The 17,723-nt window shown below is 68.3% G+C and carries 17 protein-coding genes and 2 pseudogenes; 5 read left to right on the top strand and 14 right to left on the bottom strand.

Going from position 1 to position 17,723, the window contains the following annotated elements; genetic code table 11:
* The 4 genes from KWI83_RS28255 to KWI83_RS28245 all read right to left on the bottom strand — a co-directional run bounded on the left by KWI83_RS28255 (position 1) and on the right by KWI83_RS28245 (position 2,459).
* Positions 1-756, bottom strand: coding sequence for a HipA family kinase (locus KWI83_RS28255; RefSeq protein WP_218517222.1), 756 nt, complete (start codon positions 754-756; stop codon positions 1-3).
* A gap of 77 nt (positions 757-833) precedes the next feature.
* A complete protein-coding gene (locus KWI83_RS40085) occupies positions 834-1,544 on the bottom strand; it encodes a site-specific integrase (RefSeq protein ID WP_308122224.1) in 711 nt (236 codons plus the stop codon).
* Complete coding sequence (locus KWI83_RS40080) at positions 1,514-1,870, bottom strand: N-terminal phage integrase SAM-like domain-containing protein (RefSeq protein ID WP_308122223.1); 357 nt, start codon at positions 1,868-1,870, stop codon at positions 1,514-1,516. Before KWI83_RS40080 ends, KWI83_RS40085 begins: the two co-directional genes overlap by 31 nt.
* Before the next feature lie 280 nt (positions 1,871-2,150).
* Positions 2,151-2,459 carry an AlpA family transcriptional regulator gene (locus KWI83_RS28245; protein ID WP_218517221.1) on the bottom strand — a complete coding sequence of 103 codons (309 nt, stop codon included), beginning with the start codon at positions 2,457-2,459 and terminating at the stop codon, positions 2,151-2,153.
* A 429-nt stretch (positions 2,460-2,888) separates the two neighbouring features.
* On the opposite strand from KWI83_RS28245, the gene KWI83_RS28240 reads away from it, so the two are divergent.
* Entirely contained in the window at positions 2,889-3,149 is a 261-nt protein-coding gene (locus KWI83_RS28240; protein WP_218517220.1) for a hypothetical protein, read from the top strand.
* A gap of 173 nt (positions 3,150-3,322) precedes the next feature.
* Here KWI83_RS28240 and KWI83_RS28235 read toward each other — a convergent pair whose 3' ends face one another.
* From KWI83_RS28235 to KWI83_RS28220, 4 genes are read right to left on the bottom strand one after another with little or no spacing between them, the layout of a single operon-like run.
* Positions 3,323-4,441: an XdhC family protein gene (locus KWI83_RS28235; RefSeq protein ID WP_218517219.1), complete on the bottom strand. Its 1,119-nt coding sequence runs from the start codon at positions 4,439-4,441 to the stop codon at positions 3,323-3,325.
* Positions 4,438-6,618 carry a xanthine dehydrogenase family protein molybdopterin-binding subunit gene (locus KWI83_RS28230; protein WP_218517218.1) on the bottom strand — a complete coding sequence of 727 codons (2,181 nt, stop codon included), beginning with the start codon at positions 6,616-6,618 and terminating at the stop codon, positions 4,438-4,440. The genes KWI83_RS28235 and KWI83_RS28230 overlap by 4 nt, the downstream gene beginning before the upstream one ends.
* Positions 6,615-7,601, bottom strand: a complete 987-nt coding sequence (locus tag KWI83_RS28225; protein WP_218517217.1) for a xanthine dehydrogenase family protein subunit M — start codon at positions 7,599-7,601, stop codon at positions 6,615-6,617. The genes KWI83_RS28230 and KWI83_RS28225 overlap by 4 nt, the downstream gene beginning before the upstream one ends.
* Entirely contained in the window at positions 7,598-8,200 is a 603-nt protein-coding gene (locus KWI83_RS28220) for a (2Fe-2S)-binding protein (RefSeq protein WP_218517216.1), read from the bottom strand. The genes KWI83_RS28225 and KWI83_RS28220 overlap by 4 nt, the downstream gene beginning before the upstream one ends.
* 2 nt (positions 8,201-8,202) lie before the next feature.
* Between KWI83_RS28220 and KWI83_RS28215 the strand changes: the two genes are divergently transcribed.
* Complete coding sequence (locus tag KWI83_RS28215) at positions 8,203-9,318, top strand: LysR family transcriptional regulator (RefSeq protein WP_308122222.1); 1,116 nt, start codon at positions 8,203-8,205, stop codon at positions 9,316-9,318.
* Between the two features lie 139 nt (positions 9,319-9,457).
* On the opposite strand, the gene KWI83_RS28210 is transcribed toward KWI83_RS28215, so the two are convergent.
* On the bottom strand, positions 9,458-9,877 hold the full coding sequence (locus KWI83_RS28210) for a hypothetical protein (RefSeq protein WP_218517214.1): 420 nt from the start codon (positions 9,875-9,877) through the stop codon (positions 9,458-9,460).
* A gap of 67 nt (positions 9,878-9,944) precedes the next feature.
* On the opposite strand from KWI83_RS28210, the pseudogene KWI83_RS28205 reads away from it, so the two are divergent.
* A pseudogene (locus KWI83_RS28205) lies at positions 9,945-10,256 on the top strand (integrase core domain-containing protein); the annotation flags it as partial.
* On the opposite strand, the gene KWI83_RS28200 reads toward KWI83_RS28205, so the two are convergent.
* Positions 10,253-10,651, bottom strand: coding sequence for a VOC family protein (locus tag KWI83_RS28200; RefSeq protein ID WP_218517213.1), 399 nt, complete (start codon positions 10,649-10,651; stop codon positions 10,253-10,255). The pseudogene KWI83_RS28205 and the gene KWI83_RS28200 overlap by 4 nt on opposite strands.
* A 98-nt stretch (positions 10,652-10,749) precedes the next feature.
* Between KWI83_RS28200 and KWI83_RS28195 the strand changes: the two genes are divergently transcribed.
* Both KWI83_RS28195 and KWI83_RS40435 read left to right on the top strand, forming a co-directional pair.
* Entirely contained in the window at positions 10,750-11,763 is a 1,014-nt protein-coding gene (locus KWI83_RS28195) for a YafY family protein (protein WP_218517212.1), read from the top strand.
* 749 nt (positions 11,764-12,512) lie between these two features.
* Positions 12,513-12,713, top strand: a pseudogene (locus KWI83_RS40435) (IS3 family transposase); the annotation flags it as partial.
* 138 nt (positions 12,714-12,851) lie between these two features.
* Here the strand turns inward: KWI83_RS40435 and KWI83_RS28190 are convergent.
* The 4 genes from KWI83_RS28190 to KWI83_RS28175 all read right to left on the bottom strand — a co-directional run bounded on the left by KWI83_RS28190 (position 12,852) and on the right by KWI83_RS28175 (position 17,652).
* Entirely contained in the window at positions 12,852-14,963 is a 2,112-nt protein-coding gene (locus KWI83_RS28190; RefSeq protein WP_218517211.1) for an acyltransferase family protein, read from the bottom strand.
* Between the two features lie 331 nt (positions 14,964-15,294).
* Entirely contained in the window at positions 15,295-15,762 is a 468-nt protein-coding gene (gene aroQ / locus KWI83_RS28185; protein ID WP_218517210.1) for a gamma subclass chorismate mutase AroQ, read from the bottom strand.
* 580 nt (positions 15,763-16,342) lie between these two features.
* On the bottom strand, positions 16,343-16,717 hold the full coding sequence (locus tag KWI83_RS28180) for a nuclear transport factor 2 family protein (protein ID WP_218517209.1): 375 nt from the start codon (positions 16,715-16,717) through the stop codon (positions 16,343-16,345).
* A gap of 62 nt (positions 16,718-16,779) precedes the next feature.
* A complete protein-coding gene (locus KWI83_RS28175) occupies positions 16,780-17,652 on the bottom strand; it encodes a DUF1684 domain-containing protein (RefSeq protein WP_218517208.1) in 873 nt (290 codons plus the stop codon).
* Positions 17,653-17,723 lie beyond the last annotated feature (71 nt).

The following is a 17,723-nucleotide window of genomic DNA, read 5'->3' as shown; positions in this document are numbered from 1 at the left end:
TCACTTGACCCCCTCGATGCGGTCGTGGATGACGGCGGCGCGCGCGAGCAGCGCCTGCGCGTAGGCCCGGCGCAGGTCGTCCGGCGTGTCGAAGCCGGGCTCGCCGGTCAGCCAGGCGTCGGGGATCTCGGCGGTGACCTCGGCCAGCAGTTCCTCGGTGACCAGCGGCGCGAGCGCGGCGGCGGCCGCGGTGACGTCCGGCGCGAAGGACCGCAGGGCGTGGTCGGAGGCGTCGTACGGGCGGGCGGCGGAGGCCGCGGCGCCGGGCCAGTTGTGGTGCCAGATCATGGTGGCGCCGTGGTCGATGAGCCACAGCTCGCCGCGCCACATCAGCAGGTTGGGGTTGCGCCAGGAGCGGTCGACGTTGTTGACCAGCGCGTCGAACCAGACGATCCGCCCGGCCTCCTCGGGGTTCACCGGGAAGGCGAGGGGGTCGAAGCCGAGCGCGCCGGAGAGGAAGTCCATGCCGAGGTTGGTGCCGCCGCTGGATCTGAGCAGCTCCTGGACCTGCTGGTCGGGTTCGCCGAGCCCGAGGACGGGGTCCAGGTCGACGGTCACCAGACGGGGCACGCGGAAGCCGAGCCGACGGGCGAGTTCGCCGCAGACGACCTCCGCGACGAGCGTCTTGCGGCCCTGCCCGGCGCCGGTGAACTTCATCACGTACGTCCCGAAATCGTCGGCCTCGACGAGTCCCGGCAGCGAGCCACCCTCACGCAGGGGCGTAATGTAGCGGGTCGCGGTGACCTCTTTCAACATTTTCCTAGGCCACCCGTCTCTTCAGCCTTGCAATCCACGACAAGCTTCGGAGAGGCGGCAGCAGCGGGAATCGCCCGTCAACGGCCCTGGGGAGAATCTGGGGAGTTTCGAATCGCATGCGGTTCTCCCTGCTTCCCCAGCAGTCCGTCGATGGCAGTGCGCCCCTTGCTTCCGGCCTCCGGCATGAAGTGAGCATAGTAACCGAGGGTGATCGCGGGCGAGGAGTGCCCGAGCCACCGCGCCAAGGTCACGACGGACTCTCCGGCCTCCAGCATGATCGAGGCATAGGTGTGCCGCAGCACGTGGAAGCCGTCCTTCGGGGCCGCCGCCCACTGCCACGGTTTCGCTCCCTTGGCGCGCGGCGGGATGATGCCGGCCTCGGCCAACGCGGGCTTCCACGTATAGGTGTTCCACGTGTTCACCGCGACAGCGTTGCCGAGTCGTGTGGTGAGCAGCAGGGAGAACTTCCTCCCCTGCCCCTCCGGCTTCCCCCACGGAAGCTCCACCTCCACTGGCGGGAACGCGTCGACATGGCGCTTCAACTCCTCGGCCACCGAGGAGGGCATGTCGACAGTACGGGTCTTAGCTCCCTTCGGCAGGGTGAAGTACAGCCTTCCTCTGATCGCCTGGATTTGGCGGCGGACGTGGAGGACGCCTCGCACGTAGTCGATGTCCTCCGGGCTCAGCCCGAACACCTCGCCCTGGCGGAGTCCGCACCCCAGACCGACTACGACGGCTATCCGGTTTCGCGGGCTGATCACGTCGCGGACTCGCAGCGCCCTCTCCAACGGCCAAGCCTCGCGTCGCTCTTGTGGCGCTTTGGCCACCGCACGGACTTCGCGTGCATGGGGTTCCTGGCAAGCCGCTTGTCATCGACGGCCGCCTCCAGAATGGAGGACAGCTCGGACAGGATGCCGCGCCGATAGTCGACCGAGGAGACAGTGGCCTCCAACTTCGCTATGTACGTGCGCAGCTCCGCTGCCGTGATGTTCCTGAGCGGGAGTTCGCCGAGATGCGGAACGATGTGAAGGCGTACTCTGCGCTCCTGGTTGTCCTGAGTCTTCGGAACACCGCCTCGGCCCGGCGCCCAGTGCATCGCGATGTATTCGGCCAACGTGATGGATCCATCACGCGGGTCCACGAACTCGCCCCGCTCCTCGTCGGTGGCTGCCCGACGAAGCCACGCCTTGGCGTCCTCGAGGGTATCGAAGGAGCGATCCCGGACGCCGGGTATGCCGGCGACCTTGTACCGCTTTCCCTTGCCGTAGCGGGCGGTTCGCTCTCGTTTCCCAGTGACCGGGTCCTTCTTCTTCTTGATCCAGCGGTCTTCTATGTAGCCGGCCAGGTGAGTCTCCTTTTCGATGGATGAAGACGGCGCTCAAGGACGTCGCACGTCAGGGGCTGAGGTGGCTCAGCCGATGCTGCGGAGCGGTACTCAGCGGGTTCAGGTCCGGGTTGGAGCGGGAGTCGGCCTGCTCCTGTTCACGGATCCAGGCATCGAGGGCTCCGCGCCGGTACATGACGCGGCCGCGGGGGCCCATGCGGAAGCTCGGCGGCCCCTGCCGTCGGTGTCGCCAGACGTAGAGGGTGTGCGGTGAGAGGCCGAGGTACGCGGCGGCGCCCTTGACGTTGAGGAATGCGGCCCGGGTGGCGCTCGCAGGAGCGGATGCAGCCGGAGAGGCAAGAAGCGGTCGTGCAGGCATGGAGGGTTTTCTGCGAGGTGAGGAAGGTGATCGGGAGCGGGTGGGCGGAGAACCGGTTCTCCGCCCACCCATCGGCTGTGGTGAAGCAGGGTGTTTCGCGGACAGGCCGCAGTTCGGAGCCGCGCTATGGGCAGCGCGCAGCCGCCATCGGCTCGCTCGGCACGTCAGGAAGGCGGAGGGCGGCTGCGAGACGACCCCAAGGGATCTCAGCCGGTGTCGGCTTCCGAAGGCAATGCGCGAAGCGTTCGACGAGCCGAGGAGCGCTCACGCCAGCGCACCCGGCCACCGCGAGAATGTGCGCTGCGGTCTGGTCGCCTGAGAGCTACCTCGCCGGACTCCATCTCCGCGCAGCGACCATTTGGATCCGCAGCCTCCTGAAACCCCATTGATCACAACCGCAGACAGTCCCTAGCCGCGTGCCCCGGCGCGGTGCAGACCGAGTTCTACGACGTCGCCGGCAGCCAGTCGGCCGACTACGGGTCGAAACGGGCCACCGTCGACCACGTCGTGAGGACAGCCCTCGACACCCTCGACCGCCGCTCCGCACCGCCATCAGTCATCACCAACGCCCGCCCCCTCGCCCTCGCCCTCGCCCTCGCCCTCGCCCTCGCCCTCGCCAGCAAGTTCCTGCCACGGCGCCTGGTCGTCCGCACGATGGGCTGCATGGCACGACGCGCCATGCAGGCGTAGCTTCGCTCACCGCCGGACCGCAACCCACAACCGCCTTCTCGCCACTGGGCGAATCCGGCAGCCGGTCTCGCAACGGTGTCCCTGTTCTTCCGCCGCACGCCATCACGCCGAAAGGCCACCCGCACCGGCACAGCCCACGGCTGAGACTTGGCAAAGACCCGCTGGACCGCCGATCACCCGGCTGCCCGCATGGTGTGGACCGGTCCGTCGCGGTCGGACAGGCGCACTCCGCGGCCACCGTGCCGGGTGGCGATGATCTCGGCAGCGATGGATACGGCGGTCTCCGCGGCGGAGCGCCCGCCGAGGTCGAGCCCTACCGGGGAGGACAGCCGCGCCAGAGCGGGCGCGGTGACGCCGGCCTCGCGCAGGGCCGCGGTGCGGCGTTGATGAGTGCGGCGCGAACCCAGCGCGCCCACATACTCGACATCCAGTCCCAGTGCGGTCTCCAGCAGGGGGATGTCGAACTTCGGGTCATGGCTGAAGGACACGATCACTGACCGCGCGTCCACCCTCCCGGCCGCCGCCTCTTTGGCCAGGTACGCGTCGGGGCGGGCCACGACGACTTCGTCGGCGTCCGGGAAGCGATCGGCTGTGGTGAACACCTGGCGGGCATCGCACACGGTGACCTGGTAGCCCAGCGTCCGTCCGATCGAGGTGAGGGCTGTGGCGAAGTCTCCGGCGCCGAACAGCAGCATCCGCGGTGGCGGCGTCAGCGAGCGTACGAAGATGCGGATGCCCTCCGTGTCGTAGCTCAGCAGCGCGCTGTCACCGTTGCGCAGCAGTGCCCGTGCGTCGTCCATCAGGTCCGGTGGGGTGTGCGGCGGGCGCAGGCTGCCGTAGTGGTCGTAGGCGCGCAGGGCCACATGTGTGCCGACGGCCTCCGGACGCGGATGGTCGAGCACGGTGGCGACGGCTATGGGGGTGCCGGCCCGCACGGATACCATCACCTTGGCCAGTTCGGGGAAGGTGCGGATGTCGACGGGCTCGACGAAGATCTCCAGAGTGCCGCCACAGGTGAGGCCGACGGCGAAAGCGTCGTCATCACTGATTCCGTAGGACACCTGCTGGGGGGTTCCGTTCTCGATGGCCTCACGGGCCCGTTCGAGGACGTCGCTCTCGACGCAGCCGCCGGACACGGAGCCCACGACGCGCCTCTGGGGGGTGAGGGCCATGGCCGAGCCTGCCGGGCGCGGAGCGGAGCCGAAGGTGCGCACCACCGTCGCCAGACCGGAGCGCTCGCCGGACGACCACGCCTCGTACAGTGCGTCCCAGACGCCGTCGTGGCCGGTCACAGCAGCTTGTCCTGGGTGAGGGGCAGGTCGCGCACGCGCTTGCCGGTGGCGTGGAAGACGGCGTTGGCGATGGCGGCGGTGACCCCGGTCATGGGGGTCTCGCCGAAGCCGCGGGCGCCCAGGGCGTCGCTGGCCGGGTCGGGTTCGTCGATGAACTGCACCTGGATGTCGGGGACGTCGGCGTTGACCGGCATCAGGTAGCCGGAGAGGTTCGGGTTGACGATCCTCGCCGTCGCGGGGTCGACGAGGGTGTGCTCGAAGAGCGTGAAACCGATGCCCCAGATCACACCGCCGAGGACCTGGCTGCGAGCGGTCTTGCGGTTGAGGACGGTGCCCGGGTCGTAGCAGCCGGCCACGCGGGTCACCCGGACCCGGCCGAGCAGCGGGTCGACGCGGACTTCGACGAAGACGGCGCCGGTCGAGTAGCCGAGTGGGGTGTTGACGGGTGCGACCTGGAAGGTCAAGGGCTTGCCGCCGTGCCCGACCACCGAGCGATAGCTCACCCGGCGGCGGGGGTTGGCGGTGTCGAAGAGATTGCCGTCGGCGGTGTCCACGCGCTCGGCGGGGACGCCGCGCAGCGGGGAGCCGGGCTGGGCCACGGCCATGTCGATGACGGCCTTGCGGGCGGCGGTGCACACCCGGTTGACCGCGCTGCCGACGCCGGGTGCGGTGGTGGAGGCGCCGGAGGCGAAGCTGAAGGGGAAGGCGCTGTCGCCGAGTTCGAAGGTCACGTCGGAGACCGGCACGCCGAGCACTTCGCCGGCGATCTGCGTCATGATCGTGTACGTACCTGTGCCGTTGTCCTGGGTGCCGACCTGGATGAGTACCTTGCCGTCGGTGCCGAGAGTCATATGGGCACCCGCGCCGGGCCTGCCGCCCGCGGTGTGCGCGGAGGTGGCCATGCCCCAGCCGACGAGTTCGGCGCCGTCGCGCATCGAGCGGGGGCGCGGGTCGCGCCGGGACCAGCCGAACATCGTCGCCGCGCGGTCGTAGCACTCACGGAGGTGATTGCTGCCCCACTCCTCGCCGTTCTCCATGTTCCGCGCGCTCCAGTTGCGCTTGCGCAGTTCGACCGGGTCCATGCCCAGGGCGTAGGCGAGTTCGTCGAGGGCCGCCTCCTGGGCGTGGCTGGTGCACGTTTCCGGAGAGCGCATGAAGCTCTGGGTGGGCAGATCCAGGCGTACGGCGCGCTGCTCGTTGGACAGGTTGGGGATGTCGTACAGCATGCGGATCGGTTCGCTGCTGTTGAACAGTGCGACGTCGTTGCGCGTGATCTGCTGGGTGATGACGTGGTTCAGCGCGGTGACACGACCGTCGTCACGGGCACCGAGCTCGATCGTCTGGTGTGTCTGGGCGCGGTGGCCGTTGGAGGTGAACATGTGCGCGCGGGACAGGACGAGCTTGACCGGGCGGCCGAGCGCACGGGCGGCGGCGCAGGTCAGTACGGTGTGCGGCCAGACGGGACCCTTGGTACCGAAGCCGCCTCCGAGGTAACGGGAGATGATCCGGACGTCGGCGAGCGGGACCTCCAGGGCCTGGCTGACGGTCTGCCGGGTGCCGTCCAATCCCTGTGTGGTCTCGTACACCGTCACCTTCGGGCCTTCCCATGCGGCCGTGGTGGCATGGGGCTCGATCGGGTTGTGGTGGTGCATGGGGATCGTGTACTCGGCCTTGACCCGGACGTCCGCCTGGGCCATGCCGGCCGCCGCGTCGCCGCGCTGGAAGGTGTTGAGACCGTCCGGCCCGGTGGGCGGCAGGAACACCTCGCCCTTGGCCAACTCGCCCTCGGGTGCGCCCGATTCCTCGTAGTCGACCTCGATCAGTTCCGCCGCCCGCTGTGCCTGTTCCAGGGTCTGCGCGACCACGAAGGCGACGGGCTGGCCCGCGTGGTGGATCTCCGGAGTCTGGATGGGGATGAACGACTTGAAGAACGTACGGTAAGTGGGCTGCGTCAGACGCGGCATGGTCTCGTGGGTGTAGACGGCGATCACGCCGCGCACCGCTTCGGCGGCCCGGGTGTCGATCCGGGTGATCCGGCCGCGGGCGATGGTGCTCATCGCCATGAACGCGTGGGCCAGACGGGGTAGCTTCACATCGGCGGTGTACTCGGCTCCGCCTGTCACTTTGAGCCGGGACTCGACACGGGACAGCGGGCGGCCGACGACGTCGGTGCTCATCGGGAACCTCCGGTGAAACGGCCGAGCACGTCCTGGAGCGCGCGCTGCACCAGCTCGACCTTGAACGCGTTGTCCTGTCGCGGCTGGGCGCCCCGGACCAGAACGCGTCCGGCCGCCGCGATGCTCTGCTCGGTCAGCGCCCGGCCCCGCAGGGCGGCTTCAGCCTCGGCGGAGCGCCAGGGGCGGCTAGCGACACCGCCGAACGCGAGGCGGGCCTCGTCGACGACGAGGCCGTTCATCCGCAGCACGGCGGCGACGGACACGACCGCGAACTCGAAGCTGGCGCGGTCGCGCACCTTCACGTAGCGCTGGCGGCTTCCCGGGGCCGGCAACGGCACCTCGACCGCGGTGATCAGCTCACCGTGCCGCAGGGTGTTCTCGATGTGCGGAGTGTCCTCGGGCGCCCGGTAGAAGTCGGCCAGGGCGACGGTCCGCGCGCCGTCCGGGCCGAGCGTGTGAATCGTGGCGTCCAGGACACGCAAGGCGACCGCGAGATCGGAAGGGTGAACGGCGATGCAGTGGTCGCTGCCGCCGAGGATCGCGTGCCAGCGGTTGCGGCCCTCCAGCGCGGCGCAGCCGGATCCCGGCTCGCGCTTGTTGCAGGCGAAGTCCTCTCCGCGGAAGTACCAGCAGCGGGTGCGCTGGAGCAGGTTGCCGCCGATCGAGGCCCGGTTGCGGACCTGCGGGGAGGCTCCGGCGAGCAGCGCCTGGGAGAGCACGGGCAGTCGCTTGCGGACCACCGGGTGCAGGGCCACGTCCGCCATTCTGGCCAGTGCGCCGATGCGCAACCTGCCCCCTGACTCCTCGATGCCGTGGAGCGGCAGGCGGTTGATGTCGACCACCAGGTCGTGATCCTCGGCGCCGTCCTTCATCAGGTTCAGCAGGTCCGTGCCGCCGGCGACGAACGTGGCATCGGCGCTGCGAGCGACGAGCTGTACGGCCTCAGCCGCCCGGTCCGCTCGCGCATAGGCGAAGTCCCTCATCGGCGCACCGCCTTCGCCGCGTCGGCCACAGCGTCGACGATGTTCGGGTAGCAGCTGCATCGGCACAGGTTGCCGCTCATCCACTCCCGGATCTCGTCCTCGGAGTCGGCGTGACCTTCCTCGATGCACGCCACCGCGGACATGATCTGTCCGGGTGTGCAGATGCCGCACTGGAAGGCGTCCCGGCGGACGAACGCTTCCTGCACCGGGTGCAGTTGCTCCCCCTGGGCAAGTCCCTCGATGGTGGTGATGGAGCGGCCTTCCTCCATCATGGCCAGAGTCAGGCACGACTTGACGCGCCGACCGTCGACGAGCACCGTGCAGGCCCCGCACTCCCCTCGGTCGCAGCCCTTCTTGGTCCCGGTCAGGCCGGCGTGCTCACGCAGCGCGTCGAGCAGGGTGACGCGGGCCTCGACTGCCGGGAGCCGGTGCTGGGCGCCGTTGATGTCCAGCGTGAGGTTGCCGACCGTTCGGGGCTGTTCCGCTGGTGCGACCGCGGGCTGCGCTGTGGCCGGGTCGGCCCCCGGGAGGGGACCCATGACCGCGGCCGCCGCGACGCCCCCGGATTTCAGTACGCTGCGCCTGCTGTGTTGGGACATGGATGAGTTACTCCTCGTGTACCCGGAGTGGGCGAGACAGAAGCGAGCCTGACGCGGTGGGAAGCCAGTCGTCCAACGCAAAGAGTGCATGCTCGCGATGCGTTGGGTGCATGACGAGGTCCGGAAACAGGGCTCTTTATGCGCAGCCTGCATGGATGTGGCATACGCTCTGTGCCATGTCGCACCTGCGGAACGCGGACTTGAATCTTCTCCAAGCGCTCGCGGTGCTACTCGAGGAGAGGCACGTCACGCGGGCCGCCGATCGTTTCCACCTGAGCCAGTCGGCGATGAGTCGCGTCCTGCTCCGGCTCAGGGAGACGTTCGGCGACGAACTCATGGTGCGCACGCGGGGCGGGTACGAACCGACCCCCCGGGGACTGCAGATTCAGTCGGAGCTTGCAGAACTCCTTCCTCGCCTGGAAGCGCTGCTGCGCGGGGATGCCTTCGACCCCTCGACGGCGAACAGCCACTTCCGCGTTCACTGCACCGACTTCGCCACCTCGCTGTTCGGTCCGGTCCTCTTCCCGCGCTTCTACCGCGAGGCTCCGGGTATCTCACTGACCGTCGTACCCGTGAGTGACCACTCCTTCGCCGACGTCGAGCAGGGCCGCGCGGACCTGGTCTTCTCCGGAGTCGTGGCACCGCCTGCGCTGCGCTGGGAGACGTTGTTCGAGGAGGAGTTCGCGTGCCTGATGTCCTGCGACCATCCTGTGGCCGGGGACCGGTTGACCATGGACGACTTCATCACGTACCCGCACGTCGTCGTCAAGTTCTTGACCGAGGGCCAGGCCATGGTCGAGCGCCGACTCGACGAATACGGACTGCGCCGTCCCGTGGGCCTGCGCGTGCCCTACTTCTCCGCGGCGGCGACCGCAGTGCCGGGCACTGAACTCATCGCCACCCTCCCGCGCCGCGCAGTTCTCGCATACGCCGACAACTCGGCCTACCGCGTCGCCGCTCCCCCAGAAGAACTCCCGCCCTTCCCCTACGGCATCGCCTGGCATCCCCGTGTCGACGGCGACCCCGCTCACCAGTGGCTGCGGCGAGTTGTGCGGGAGACTGCCACGCAGGTGATCGGGCGTGGGTCGGCGGACGATGGCACGGCGGCGCCCGCCTGACCGAGGTCACACGGACGCCCCCTCCGCTGAAACGGCTTGCCCTTGCGGTTCTCCTGAAGGGTTCCCAACGCACGCCAAGAAGCCCTGTTCATGTGCCAGGGTCTTCGCGAAGACGTGCGAGCCGCGGCGTCGGGTGCTTTCACGGGCGCGCTCTGGGTATGTCGTCGTTGAAGGTGAACGTGTCCTTGCAGTCTTTCCAGGGGCCGCCGGGCGTCAGCTTGCACACCCGGAACCGCACGTACTCGCCGTATGCGGGGCGTGGGCTGTTGTCGATAAGCCCGTTGGACTTGCTCGAACCGCATCCCCGTACGCTCACCAGCCCGCTGCGCGCCCACTCACCGTTCCGGACGACGTAGAGGCCGGCAATGATGCCGTTGTCGCCGTCGCAGTAGGTGTCGTAGACCGTGATGCTCCCAGAGCCGAGGTAGCCTCGTGCTCCGGGTCGAAGCAGCCTCGCCCCAGTAGGAGTCCTGAGTCGTTCCTGACCAGGATGTTGAGTTCCTCCGCCGAGGCGGAGGTGGCCGTCGTCACTGTGAGCCCCACCGCTGCGGTGGCGCATGCGGCCAAGTAGCGAAGTTGTCTGCCCCTCCCGCACAGCGGGGGATCCTCAGATCGGCATCCCCGGCATCGAGCGGGTCCTCACCGACAACGCCTGGGCCTACCGCAAAGGCCTGGCCTGGAAACAGGCCCTCGCCGAGAACGGCGCCACAGGAAAGCTGACCCGCGCCTACCGACCCCAGACGAATGGCAAGGTCGAACGCTTCAACCGCACCCTGTTCGACGAGTGGGCCTACCTACAGCCCTACACCAGCAACGACGAGCGGACCGCAGCCCTCGACACCTCCCTGCACACCTACAACTACCATCGCTGCCACACCACACTCGGAGACCACCCCCCGATCAGCCGCGTCAACAACCCTGCGGGTCAATACACCTAGCGAGCGAACTTATCGATGGCGGCCGGCGTGACGGGGGTGAAAAAGTTGACGAGGTTGCCGTCGGGGTCGCGGAACAGGAGCGCGCGGTTGCCCCAGGGCATCGTGGTGGGTTCGTTGACGAAGTCCTCTACGAAGCCGGTCAGGTTCTTGTGCACGCTGTCCACGTCGTCGACGAGGAATTCGAGGATGACGCTGTGATTGTCGGCAGGCCGGGCGGAGCCGGGCGCGAACAGAGGGACCGTGCGGGTGCTGCCGAGCGCGAGGATGGCCGAGGTGGTCCTGAGCTCAGCGAAGTCCTGGTTGAACCAGGTGGCAGGGACTCCGGTGGCGCGCTCGTAGAAGTCGACGAGGCGACCCACGTCGCCGGTGATGATACGGACTGAGACAAAGTCCATGGGTTTTCTCCAGGTCGTTCGGTGCTCTGAGCTACTGATCGCACGCTACGACGAATACCGGGCGGAACCTGCCCGGTATATGCGGGAGACTTCTGTACATGCCTCGCCCCATCGCCCGCGTGCTCACTCTGCTGGAACTCTTGCAGTCGGGCGGCATCCGCACCGTGGCCGAACTCGCCGGTCGGCTCGACGTCGACGAGCGCACCGTCCGGCGCTACGTCGGCCACCTCTACGACCTCGACGTGCCAGTCGAGTCGGTGCGCGGCCGCTACGGCGGCTATCGGCTCGCCCCCGGTTACCGCATGCCTCCGCTCATGCTGAGCGACGACGAAGCGCTCGCTGTGCTACTCGGCCTGGTCGCGGGGCGGCGAACCGGCTTGACCACGGCAACGGGCACGGCGAGTGAGACAGCGGCGGCCAAGATCCGGCGGGTGCTACCCGAGCGGCTGGGCCGCAGGCTCGACGCCGTGCTCGGCTCCCTTGCGTTCACAGCTGCCATCACGGCTCCGCCCGGCGAAGCGGTCGCTCCGGAGTCCACGGTCCTGCTCTCGATCACCGACGCGGTGAGCCACCACCGGCCGATCTCGATCCGCTACACCGCGGCAGACGGCCGGAGCAGTGAACGCACTCTGCACCCGTACGGGGTCGTCGCCCACTCGGGCAGGTGGTATGTAACGGCTGCGGATCTCACGACCGGCGAGGACCGGACGTTCCGACTGGATCGCATCAAGGGCGTGAAGACCCTGCCCGGCTCGTTCGAACTCCCCGCCGGACTCGACCCGGCGAACCGCGTTCTAACGGGGCTCGCCACAGCTCCGTACCAGCACGAGGTAACCCTGCGGGTCCAGGGGACAGCCGAGCAGATTCACACCCGACTCCCCGCCGGCGTCGCGATCGTGGAGGAACTCCCTGCCCCGAGCAGCGCAGATCCGGAGACCGAGCGCTGGTCCCGCGTCGAACTGCGTGTGGACCGGCTCGACTGGCTGCCTGCTGTACTCGCCTCGCTGGATCGGCCCTTCATCATCGAACGCCCAGAAGAGCTCCGCGGCCTCGTCGAGTCTCTCGCCGAACGGCTCACGAACTCTGCACGGCGAAGCCCACCTCACGAATGACGGGTCGGTCAGCCGTCCGAACCGGTCAGCCCTGAACCCCTCGGACTTGAGACGTGGACTGTTCGGTGCCGTCGAAGCCGCACCGCCGGGCGGATTCGCGGTCCGACTTGGTTGGCAAACGGTCCAGGTTCGCTGTCACCCGAGTGCGCCACGAGGCGCCATGCAATCGAGTGGTGGTGAAGGCCTTCTCCGCCGGGCCGTCGCAGCGGCCTGGTGAGGCTGGCGGCAGCCTGATCCGGGCAGGCCTCCCCCTGAGTGGTGGACACGCTGGTACTGGACCTGCTTGATCAGGAGGAAGCGAGAAGACCGCCGATGACAATGAAGGACTACTCGGACGAGTTCAAGGCCGATGCCCTGGCCCTGTAACTAGTCCACAGCCGGGGCGACCTACAAGAACGCCGCTGACCTGGGCGTCAATCGGGCGAGCCTGCGCGAGTGGGGGCTGCGGGACCACGAACGCCGTGGTGTCAGCGCCGCGGCTGCAAAGCCGGCCGCCCAACGTCGGGAGGCGGTACCGTCCGCTGATCCGGACGAGCGGGTCCGGCAGCTGGCGGCTCGGGTGGCCGAACTCGAGGCGAGTGAGCGCAAGCTCGCCACCGAGCGGGACATCCTGCGCAAGGCGGCCAAGTATTTCGCCGGGGAGACAAACTGGTGATGAGCCGGTTTCGGTTCGTTGACGACCACCGGGACACCTACGAGGTGAAGCGGCTCTGCCAAGTCCTGGACGTGAACCGGTCCAGCTACTACAAGTGGCTCGCCGATGCCGGGCCCGGGCGGCCCGGCAGCACAAGGACCGGGTCCTGGCCGAGGAGATCCGCGAGGTCTACGGTGAGTCCGGCGGCGCCTACGGCTCCCCGCGAGTGACCGCCGAGCTCCGCGAGAAAGAGCGGCGGGTCAACGAAAAGCGGATCGCCCGGATCATGCGGACGTTCTCCATCACCGGAATCCGCCTGCGCAGACGCGTGCGCACCACCGTTCCGGACCCGGCAGCCTCACCGGTTCCAGACCTGTTCCAGCGGGACTTCACCGCCACCGAGCCGGAGCGGAAGTACATGGGCGACATCACGTCCACTGGCACGGCGGTGTGTTCAGCGCGCGCTCACGAGGCGATCCAGCGACGGCGCCAGAACCGGGGTGAGCGCCTCGGCGTACGCCTCCGAGATGTGGCTGTCGTCGCGGTAGACGGCGGTGTTGGCGACGACCACGGGGCAGATGCCGGTGCGGGGGGCGCAGAGCCAGGGGGTGGGGTCGATGACTGTGGTGGCGGTTGCCGATGCGGCGGTGCGTATGGCTGCACCGCGGGTCGCGTCGCGGATCGCGTCCGGCAAGTGGTGTGCGCAGGCGCGCAGTTGCAGGGAGTTCCTGGCGGCGCAGTCGATCGGGTCGCCCTTGGGCCATGGCGTGTCGAGTAGGGCGGCGACCCGGGCGCCGGAGCTGCCAAGGTCGCGGAAGGTGTTCTCGAAGCCGGTGGTCCACTGGTGAAGAGGGTTGGCGGTGGGGCGGGCCGGGTCGCCGGCGTCCGAGGAGGAGACGACGACCAGGGCGGGGCGAAGGGTCTTGATCCTTGCAATGGCGTTGGAGCGCCAGGTGTCGCATGCGGTGTACGGCTTGTGGCCGCTGACGATGGTCACGTCGGCGACCTTGCAGGAGGCCTTCGTCAAAGAGACCAGCTTCCAGCCGCCTGCGGTCGCGAGCCGTTGCAGGGCCGGGAACCACTGGGCCGCGTGGGAGTCGCCGAAGAGGACGATCGTGCGGGAGGCTGACCGGTCGCCGTAGAAGCAGGACCGGGTACGGGTGGTGGCGTAGTCGACATGGCAGCCGTCCCGGTAGACCGCGGAGCGGGAGGACTTCACCTTCGGCAGGGGCGGGGCGAGGTTGCTCGGCAGGGCGGTGGGGGACGCCGTCAGGAGTTCGGTGAGACGGGCCTGCGGGGCCGGTGCTTCGGAGAGAGCCCGCGCCAGCGCGGGCGCGGGATCGCCCACCTCGATCGTCGGCGGGACCGCCGTCGCCGTCAGGGACAGCGCCGAGGCGCCCGCGGACAGCGCGGCCCCGAGCGCCAGGGCTCGGCGGGGACGCCTGCGGAAGACCCGGTGGAAGCGGACCGGGTTCTCCACGAGGCGCAGGGTCAGCCACGCCAGGCCCAGCGCCGCCGCGGACAGCCCGAGCGCCAGCGGCACGTCGGCCGTGCCGGCGGCGCGGCCCAGCGCCGCCGGGGCTATGACCAGCAGCGGCCAGTGCCACAGGTACCAGCCGTACGAGAGTCCGCCGAGCCACACCAGCGGTCGCCGCCGCAGCAGCCATCCCGCGCCGTGCAGGGTGGGAGCGCAGCCGCCGGCCAGAACGAGCGCGGTGCCGGCGACCGGCAGGAGGGCGTGGTAGCCGGGAAAGGGCGTCTCGTCGTCGTACCAGAGCGCTGCCAGCGTGACGCAGGCCAAGCCGAGCCAGGTCAGCGGGGCCGCGAGGGCGGCGGGTAAACGTTCCAGCCAGCCGGTGGCCAGCGCCAGGAGCGTACCAGCGCCCAGTTCCCATGCCCGGGTGAGGGAGCCGAAGTACGCCCAGGGCGCCGAGGAGTTCGTCACGAGAACGCCCGCCGCGAACGACCCGAGGCACAGCATTCCGAGCGGCACCGCGACCAGTCGGCGACGACCGCGGGCGATCCGCCAGGTGAGCAACAGGAGCAGAGGCCACACCAGGTAGAACTGCTCCTCCACGGCAAGCGACCAAAAGTGCTGGAACGGCGACGGCGGGCTGTTCTGGTCGAGATAGTCCGTACCGGCCGCAGCCAGCCGGAAGTTGACCGCGTAGAGCGCGCTGGCGAGGGCGTCGCCCGCGTACTCGGCGAGCCGCGCTTTCGACAGGAACAGCCAGGCAGCGCCCAGCGTGACGGCGATGACGAGGGACGACGCGGGAAGCAGCCGCAGTGCCCGGCGGGCGTAGAAGGAACGGACCGATACCCGGCCGGTGGTGGTGAGTTCGCGCAGCAGCAGCGACGTGATGAGGAAGCCGGAGATCACGAAGAAGACGTCGACACCGATGTAACCGCCGCTGACCTGGGACACGCCGGCGTGGGACAGCACCACCAGCCCGACAGCCACCGCGCGCAGCCCTTGGATGTCGAGCCGCAGGGCGTGGCCTTGGGGCGGTGCGGATCTGCCGCTCGTCGGGACGGTATGTATCTCGGCCGACGTGATGCTGGGCATCAGGGGGGTGACTCCTCTCGGGGCGACTGACATGCTGTAGCCAAGAAGACTTGTCCGGCCCCCATACGGGGATCCGCTGTTGCGCCCCGACTTCGCCTCACGCACGAAGGTTCAACCGCGGGAAATCAGGTGTTCACCCCGATTCGGCCCGGTGACAACAAGCGTTGAGCCCTTTGAGGAGTGCCGCTCCAGGGTGAGGACCGCAGCAGCGATGGACGCCATTCGATTCGGCCTGCACCGGGGCTTTGCGGAAGACCGCCAGGACTTCAGCCAGAGGGCGTCTTAAGGGGGCGCGAGGCACTTGAAGTTTAGCGAGGCGATCACAAGGGGATCACGCGCATACCGGCTTGATTGCTCCCCACAAGGCACGGTCATGCAACCGGTCGAGCCCGTATTGGCGGTTGGCTTTCTCCTTGGCAAGGATCAGCGAGGCCTTGCAGCGCAGAGTGGAGTTGCGCAGATCCTCCGTGCCGGCCAGTTGATCGATGAACTCGACGGTGATCCGGTCTAGCGCGGGACGCACCTCAGTGGCCAGATCGGGCCGCTGAGTTGGTGCCAGTTCCGGGTGTTCAGTCCAAAGGTTGTGGAGTCTCTGCTGTACTACCTTGCTCATTTCTATCTGCGCTCGAAAGAAGTCCACAGTTTTTTCGGGGTCGATACCGGCATCGGCGGCGAGTGCTGCGGCCTGGTCTAGTACCTGCTGTTCCCGTACTGGATCTTCAATTGGCGCGGCCGTCCCGAACTTGGCGGCGGCAACCTTGTCAGCGAGCAGGATCCGCTCGGCAGCGAGACCGACCAATGAGGTAAGCCCACCCCTCGGTATTACGCGTGTAGGGGCTGCTGTTGCTGGCATCGCGCCGACGGACAACAGCCCGGTCAACATCAAAGCTGAGAGCCCGGCACGCAGGGACTGGGAGGCAGAAGCTTTTGTGGACACTCGAATTTTCCTTTCTCGCACAGTAGTCGGTGGCGATGGAGATTTCACAATTCCGATCCGCCGAGTGCGCGCTTAACGCTGGGCGGGCGGCCGGGGTGGCGGCCTCGGCCGAACTCACTGCATCGCGTATGCCTGGGCACGGAGGTGACGCGGCATCATTTAGGGTCGCAGAGCGCCACGCCACGCAAGGTCCCTACTTTGGCTGAATGTATACGCGCTAAGCGATGCGTGTGACGCTGCGAACTGCGCGCGGTGACGTCGTTGGATCATCGACGTATCGAGTTGCAGCTCCTCGCCCGAACTCGCAGCAGTGCTGGCCGCGGCTGAGAAACGAAAGGTGTGCCTCTCGCCAGCTACTTCCCTCACCGGGCGGCGGGCCCCTCTCCGTCAGCGCGGCCCGTCCACGGGTCTGCCAGCGGTGAGCAGGGCCCGCCCTCGGCTCTCAGCTGTCCTGGCCGACGGGGATGAAGTTGGCGTACTCCTCGATGCGGGTGATCGCTCCGGCGTCGTTGAAGCCGAAGAAGACGGCGGCGTGCACCTCGCCGCGCATCCCGTTTTTTGTGGCGACGTGCACCAAGTGCTGCTGAAGAACTTCGCCGTGCTGAGAGAGCTGGCGGAGGATCTCATAGCGCATCGACTCGATGGACTCGATCTGGCCCTCCATTCCCGCGACGTTCTCCTCGATGGACTGCTCGCCCTTGCCATCGTTGTGCCACACGGTGGCGGTTTCGGCGCAGAGCGCACGGGCGGCCTTCCAGTCGCGCGACTCGAGTGCGCGGAGGTAGGCGACGGCCTTGTCCTTGAGGGCCTGACTCATGCTGGTCTTCTTCCTGTGCGGGCTACGGTAACGGTGCAAAAGGGGGTTGGGGCAGGTCAGTTCTAGCCGGTGGCGGAGTGGATCAGGGCGCGCTCGCCGACCTCGATGCGCATGGGCAGGTGGTTGCCGGGTGGCGAGAGGGGGCAGACAAAGACGTCCGGGTTCAGGTGGTGGTGTGAGAGCGTGGCCTGGTTGAAGTCCACGGTCACGGCGCTGCCGGGCTCCAGCAGCGGCAGCACCAGCCAGCGGCCGATCTGCGGGGTGGAGTCCCCGTTGGTCTCGTCGGTGAAGATCACCAGGCGCTGCCCGGGAGACTCCTCAAGAACGGCGAGGACGTATTCGGTGCCGTGCACGGTCACGACCAGGTCGAGGGGAGCGAGGATGGCCTCCGTGCTCCGCGGGGCGGTCAGCCGTTCCACCTCGATACGCCGCCCTTCCGGCGCAGCCCGGTAGTGGCCCTCGAAAACCCAATCCGGGTTATACGGGAAGCGGTCGATGCCGCTGAGGCCGGAGCGTTCGACACGGCTTTGATCCATGACAATGACGCCATAGAAGCCATCGGCGCCGCCCGCGAAGCCGTTCAGGTTGCCGGGGAATTCCAGAACGCTGCCGGAGGGCACTTCCGTGGTTCCGTCGACGGCCTCGCCGTTGGCGCGCACGCCGTCCTCGGCCTTGGCGGTCACTGTCAGCGCACCCGTTTCGGTGGTGGTCCACTGGCCGGGCAGGCCGGGCAGGGTGTGCGGATCGCGGCCGTTGATCTTGGCCTTGGCGATGACCGTGCCCTTCCCGTTCGTTCCGGCGATCTCTTCCCACCGGCCCTGGCGCCAGGCTTCGTGGTCGGCGGGAATCTGAGGTGCAGTCATGGAGGTACTCCCTTCGTCTCCACCGCGCCGTGGGTGCGCGGCGGTAGCGCCGCGCGAGGCGTGCGCGGGCATGGTTGCTCAGCCGACGACACGCACGCGGGTGCGCGGCAGTGGTCGCGTATGAAGCAAGTAACTGGCTGTCG

It is taken from the genome of Streptomyces sp. TRM70350, assembly GCF_019219825.1.
Lineage (GTDB): Bacteria > Actinomycetota > Actinomycetes > Streptomycetales > Streptomycetaceae > Streptomyces.
This window is presented reverse-complemented; position numbering and strand designations above follow the sequence as displayed.

Excerpts from the sequence above, each read along its gene's own strand:
- KWI83_RS28180 (WP_218517209.1), bottom strand. The coding sequence starts at position 16,717 with ATGAGTCAGGCCCTCAAGGACAAGGCCGTCGCCTACCTCCGCGCACTC.
- KWI83_RS28190 (WP_218517211.1), bottom strand. The coding sequence starts at position 14,963 with ATGCCCAGCATCACGTCGGCCGAGATACATACCGTCCCGACGAGCGGC.
- KWI83_RS28225 (WP_218517217.1), bottom strand. The coding sequence starts at position 7,601 with ATGAGGGACTTCGCCTATGCGCGAGCGGACCGGGCGGCTGAGGCCGTA.
- KWI83_RS28175 (WP_218517208.1), bottom strand. The coding sequence starts at position 17,652 with ATGCCCGCGCACGCCTCGCGCGGCGCTACCGCCGCGCACCCACGGCGC.
- KWI83_RS28255 (WP_218517222.1), bottom strand. The coding sequence starts at position 756 with ATGTTGAAAGAGGTCACCGCGACCCGCTACATTACGCCCCTGCGTGAG.
- KWI83_RS28195 (WP_218517212.1), top strand. The coding sequence starts at position 10,750 with ATGCCTCGCCCCATCGCCCGCGTGCTCACTCTGCTGGAACTCTTGCAG.
- KWI83_RS28210 (WP_218517214.1), bottom strand. The coding sequence starts at position 9,877 with ATGCGCCACCGCAGCGGTGGGGCTCACAGTGACGACGGCCACCTCCGC.
- KWI83_RS28245 (WP_218517221.1), bottom strand. The coding sequence starts at position 2,459 with ATGCCTGCACGACCGCTTCTTGCCTCTCCGGCTGCATCCGCTCCTGCG.
- KWI83_RS28230 (WP_218517218.1), bottom strand. The coding sequence starts at position 6,618 with ATGAGCACCGACGTCGTCGGCCGCCCGCTGTCCCGTGTCGAGTCCCGG.
- KWI83_RS28220 (WP_218517216.1), bottom strand. The coding sequence starts at position 8,200 with ATGTCCCAACACAGCAGGCGCAGCGTACTGAAATCCGGGGGCGTCGCG.
- KWI83_RS28215 (WP_308122222.1), top strand. The coding sequence starts at position 8,203 with ATGAGTTACTCCTCGTGTACCCGGAGTGGGCGAGACAGAAGCGAGCCT.
- KWI83_RS28200 (WP_218517213.1), bottom strand. The coding sequence starts at position 10,651 with ATGGACTTTGTCTCAGTCCGTATCATCACCGGCGACGTGGGTCGCCTC.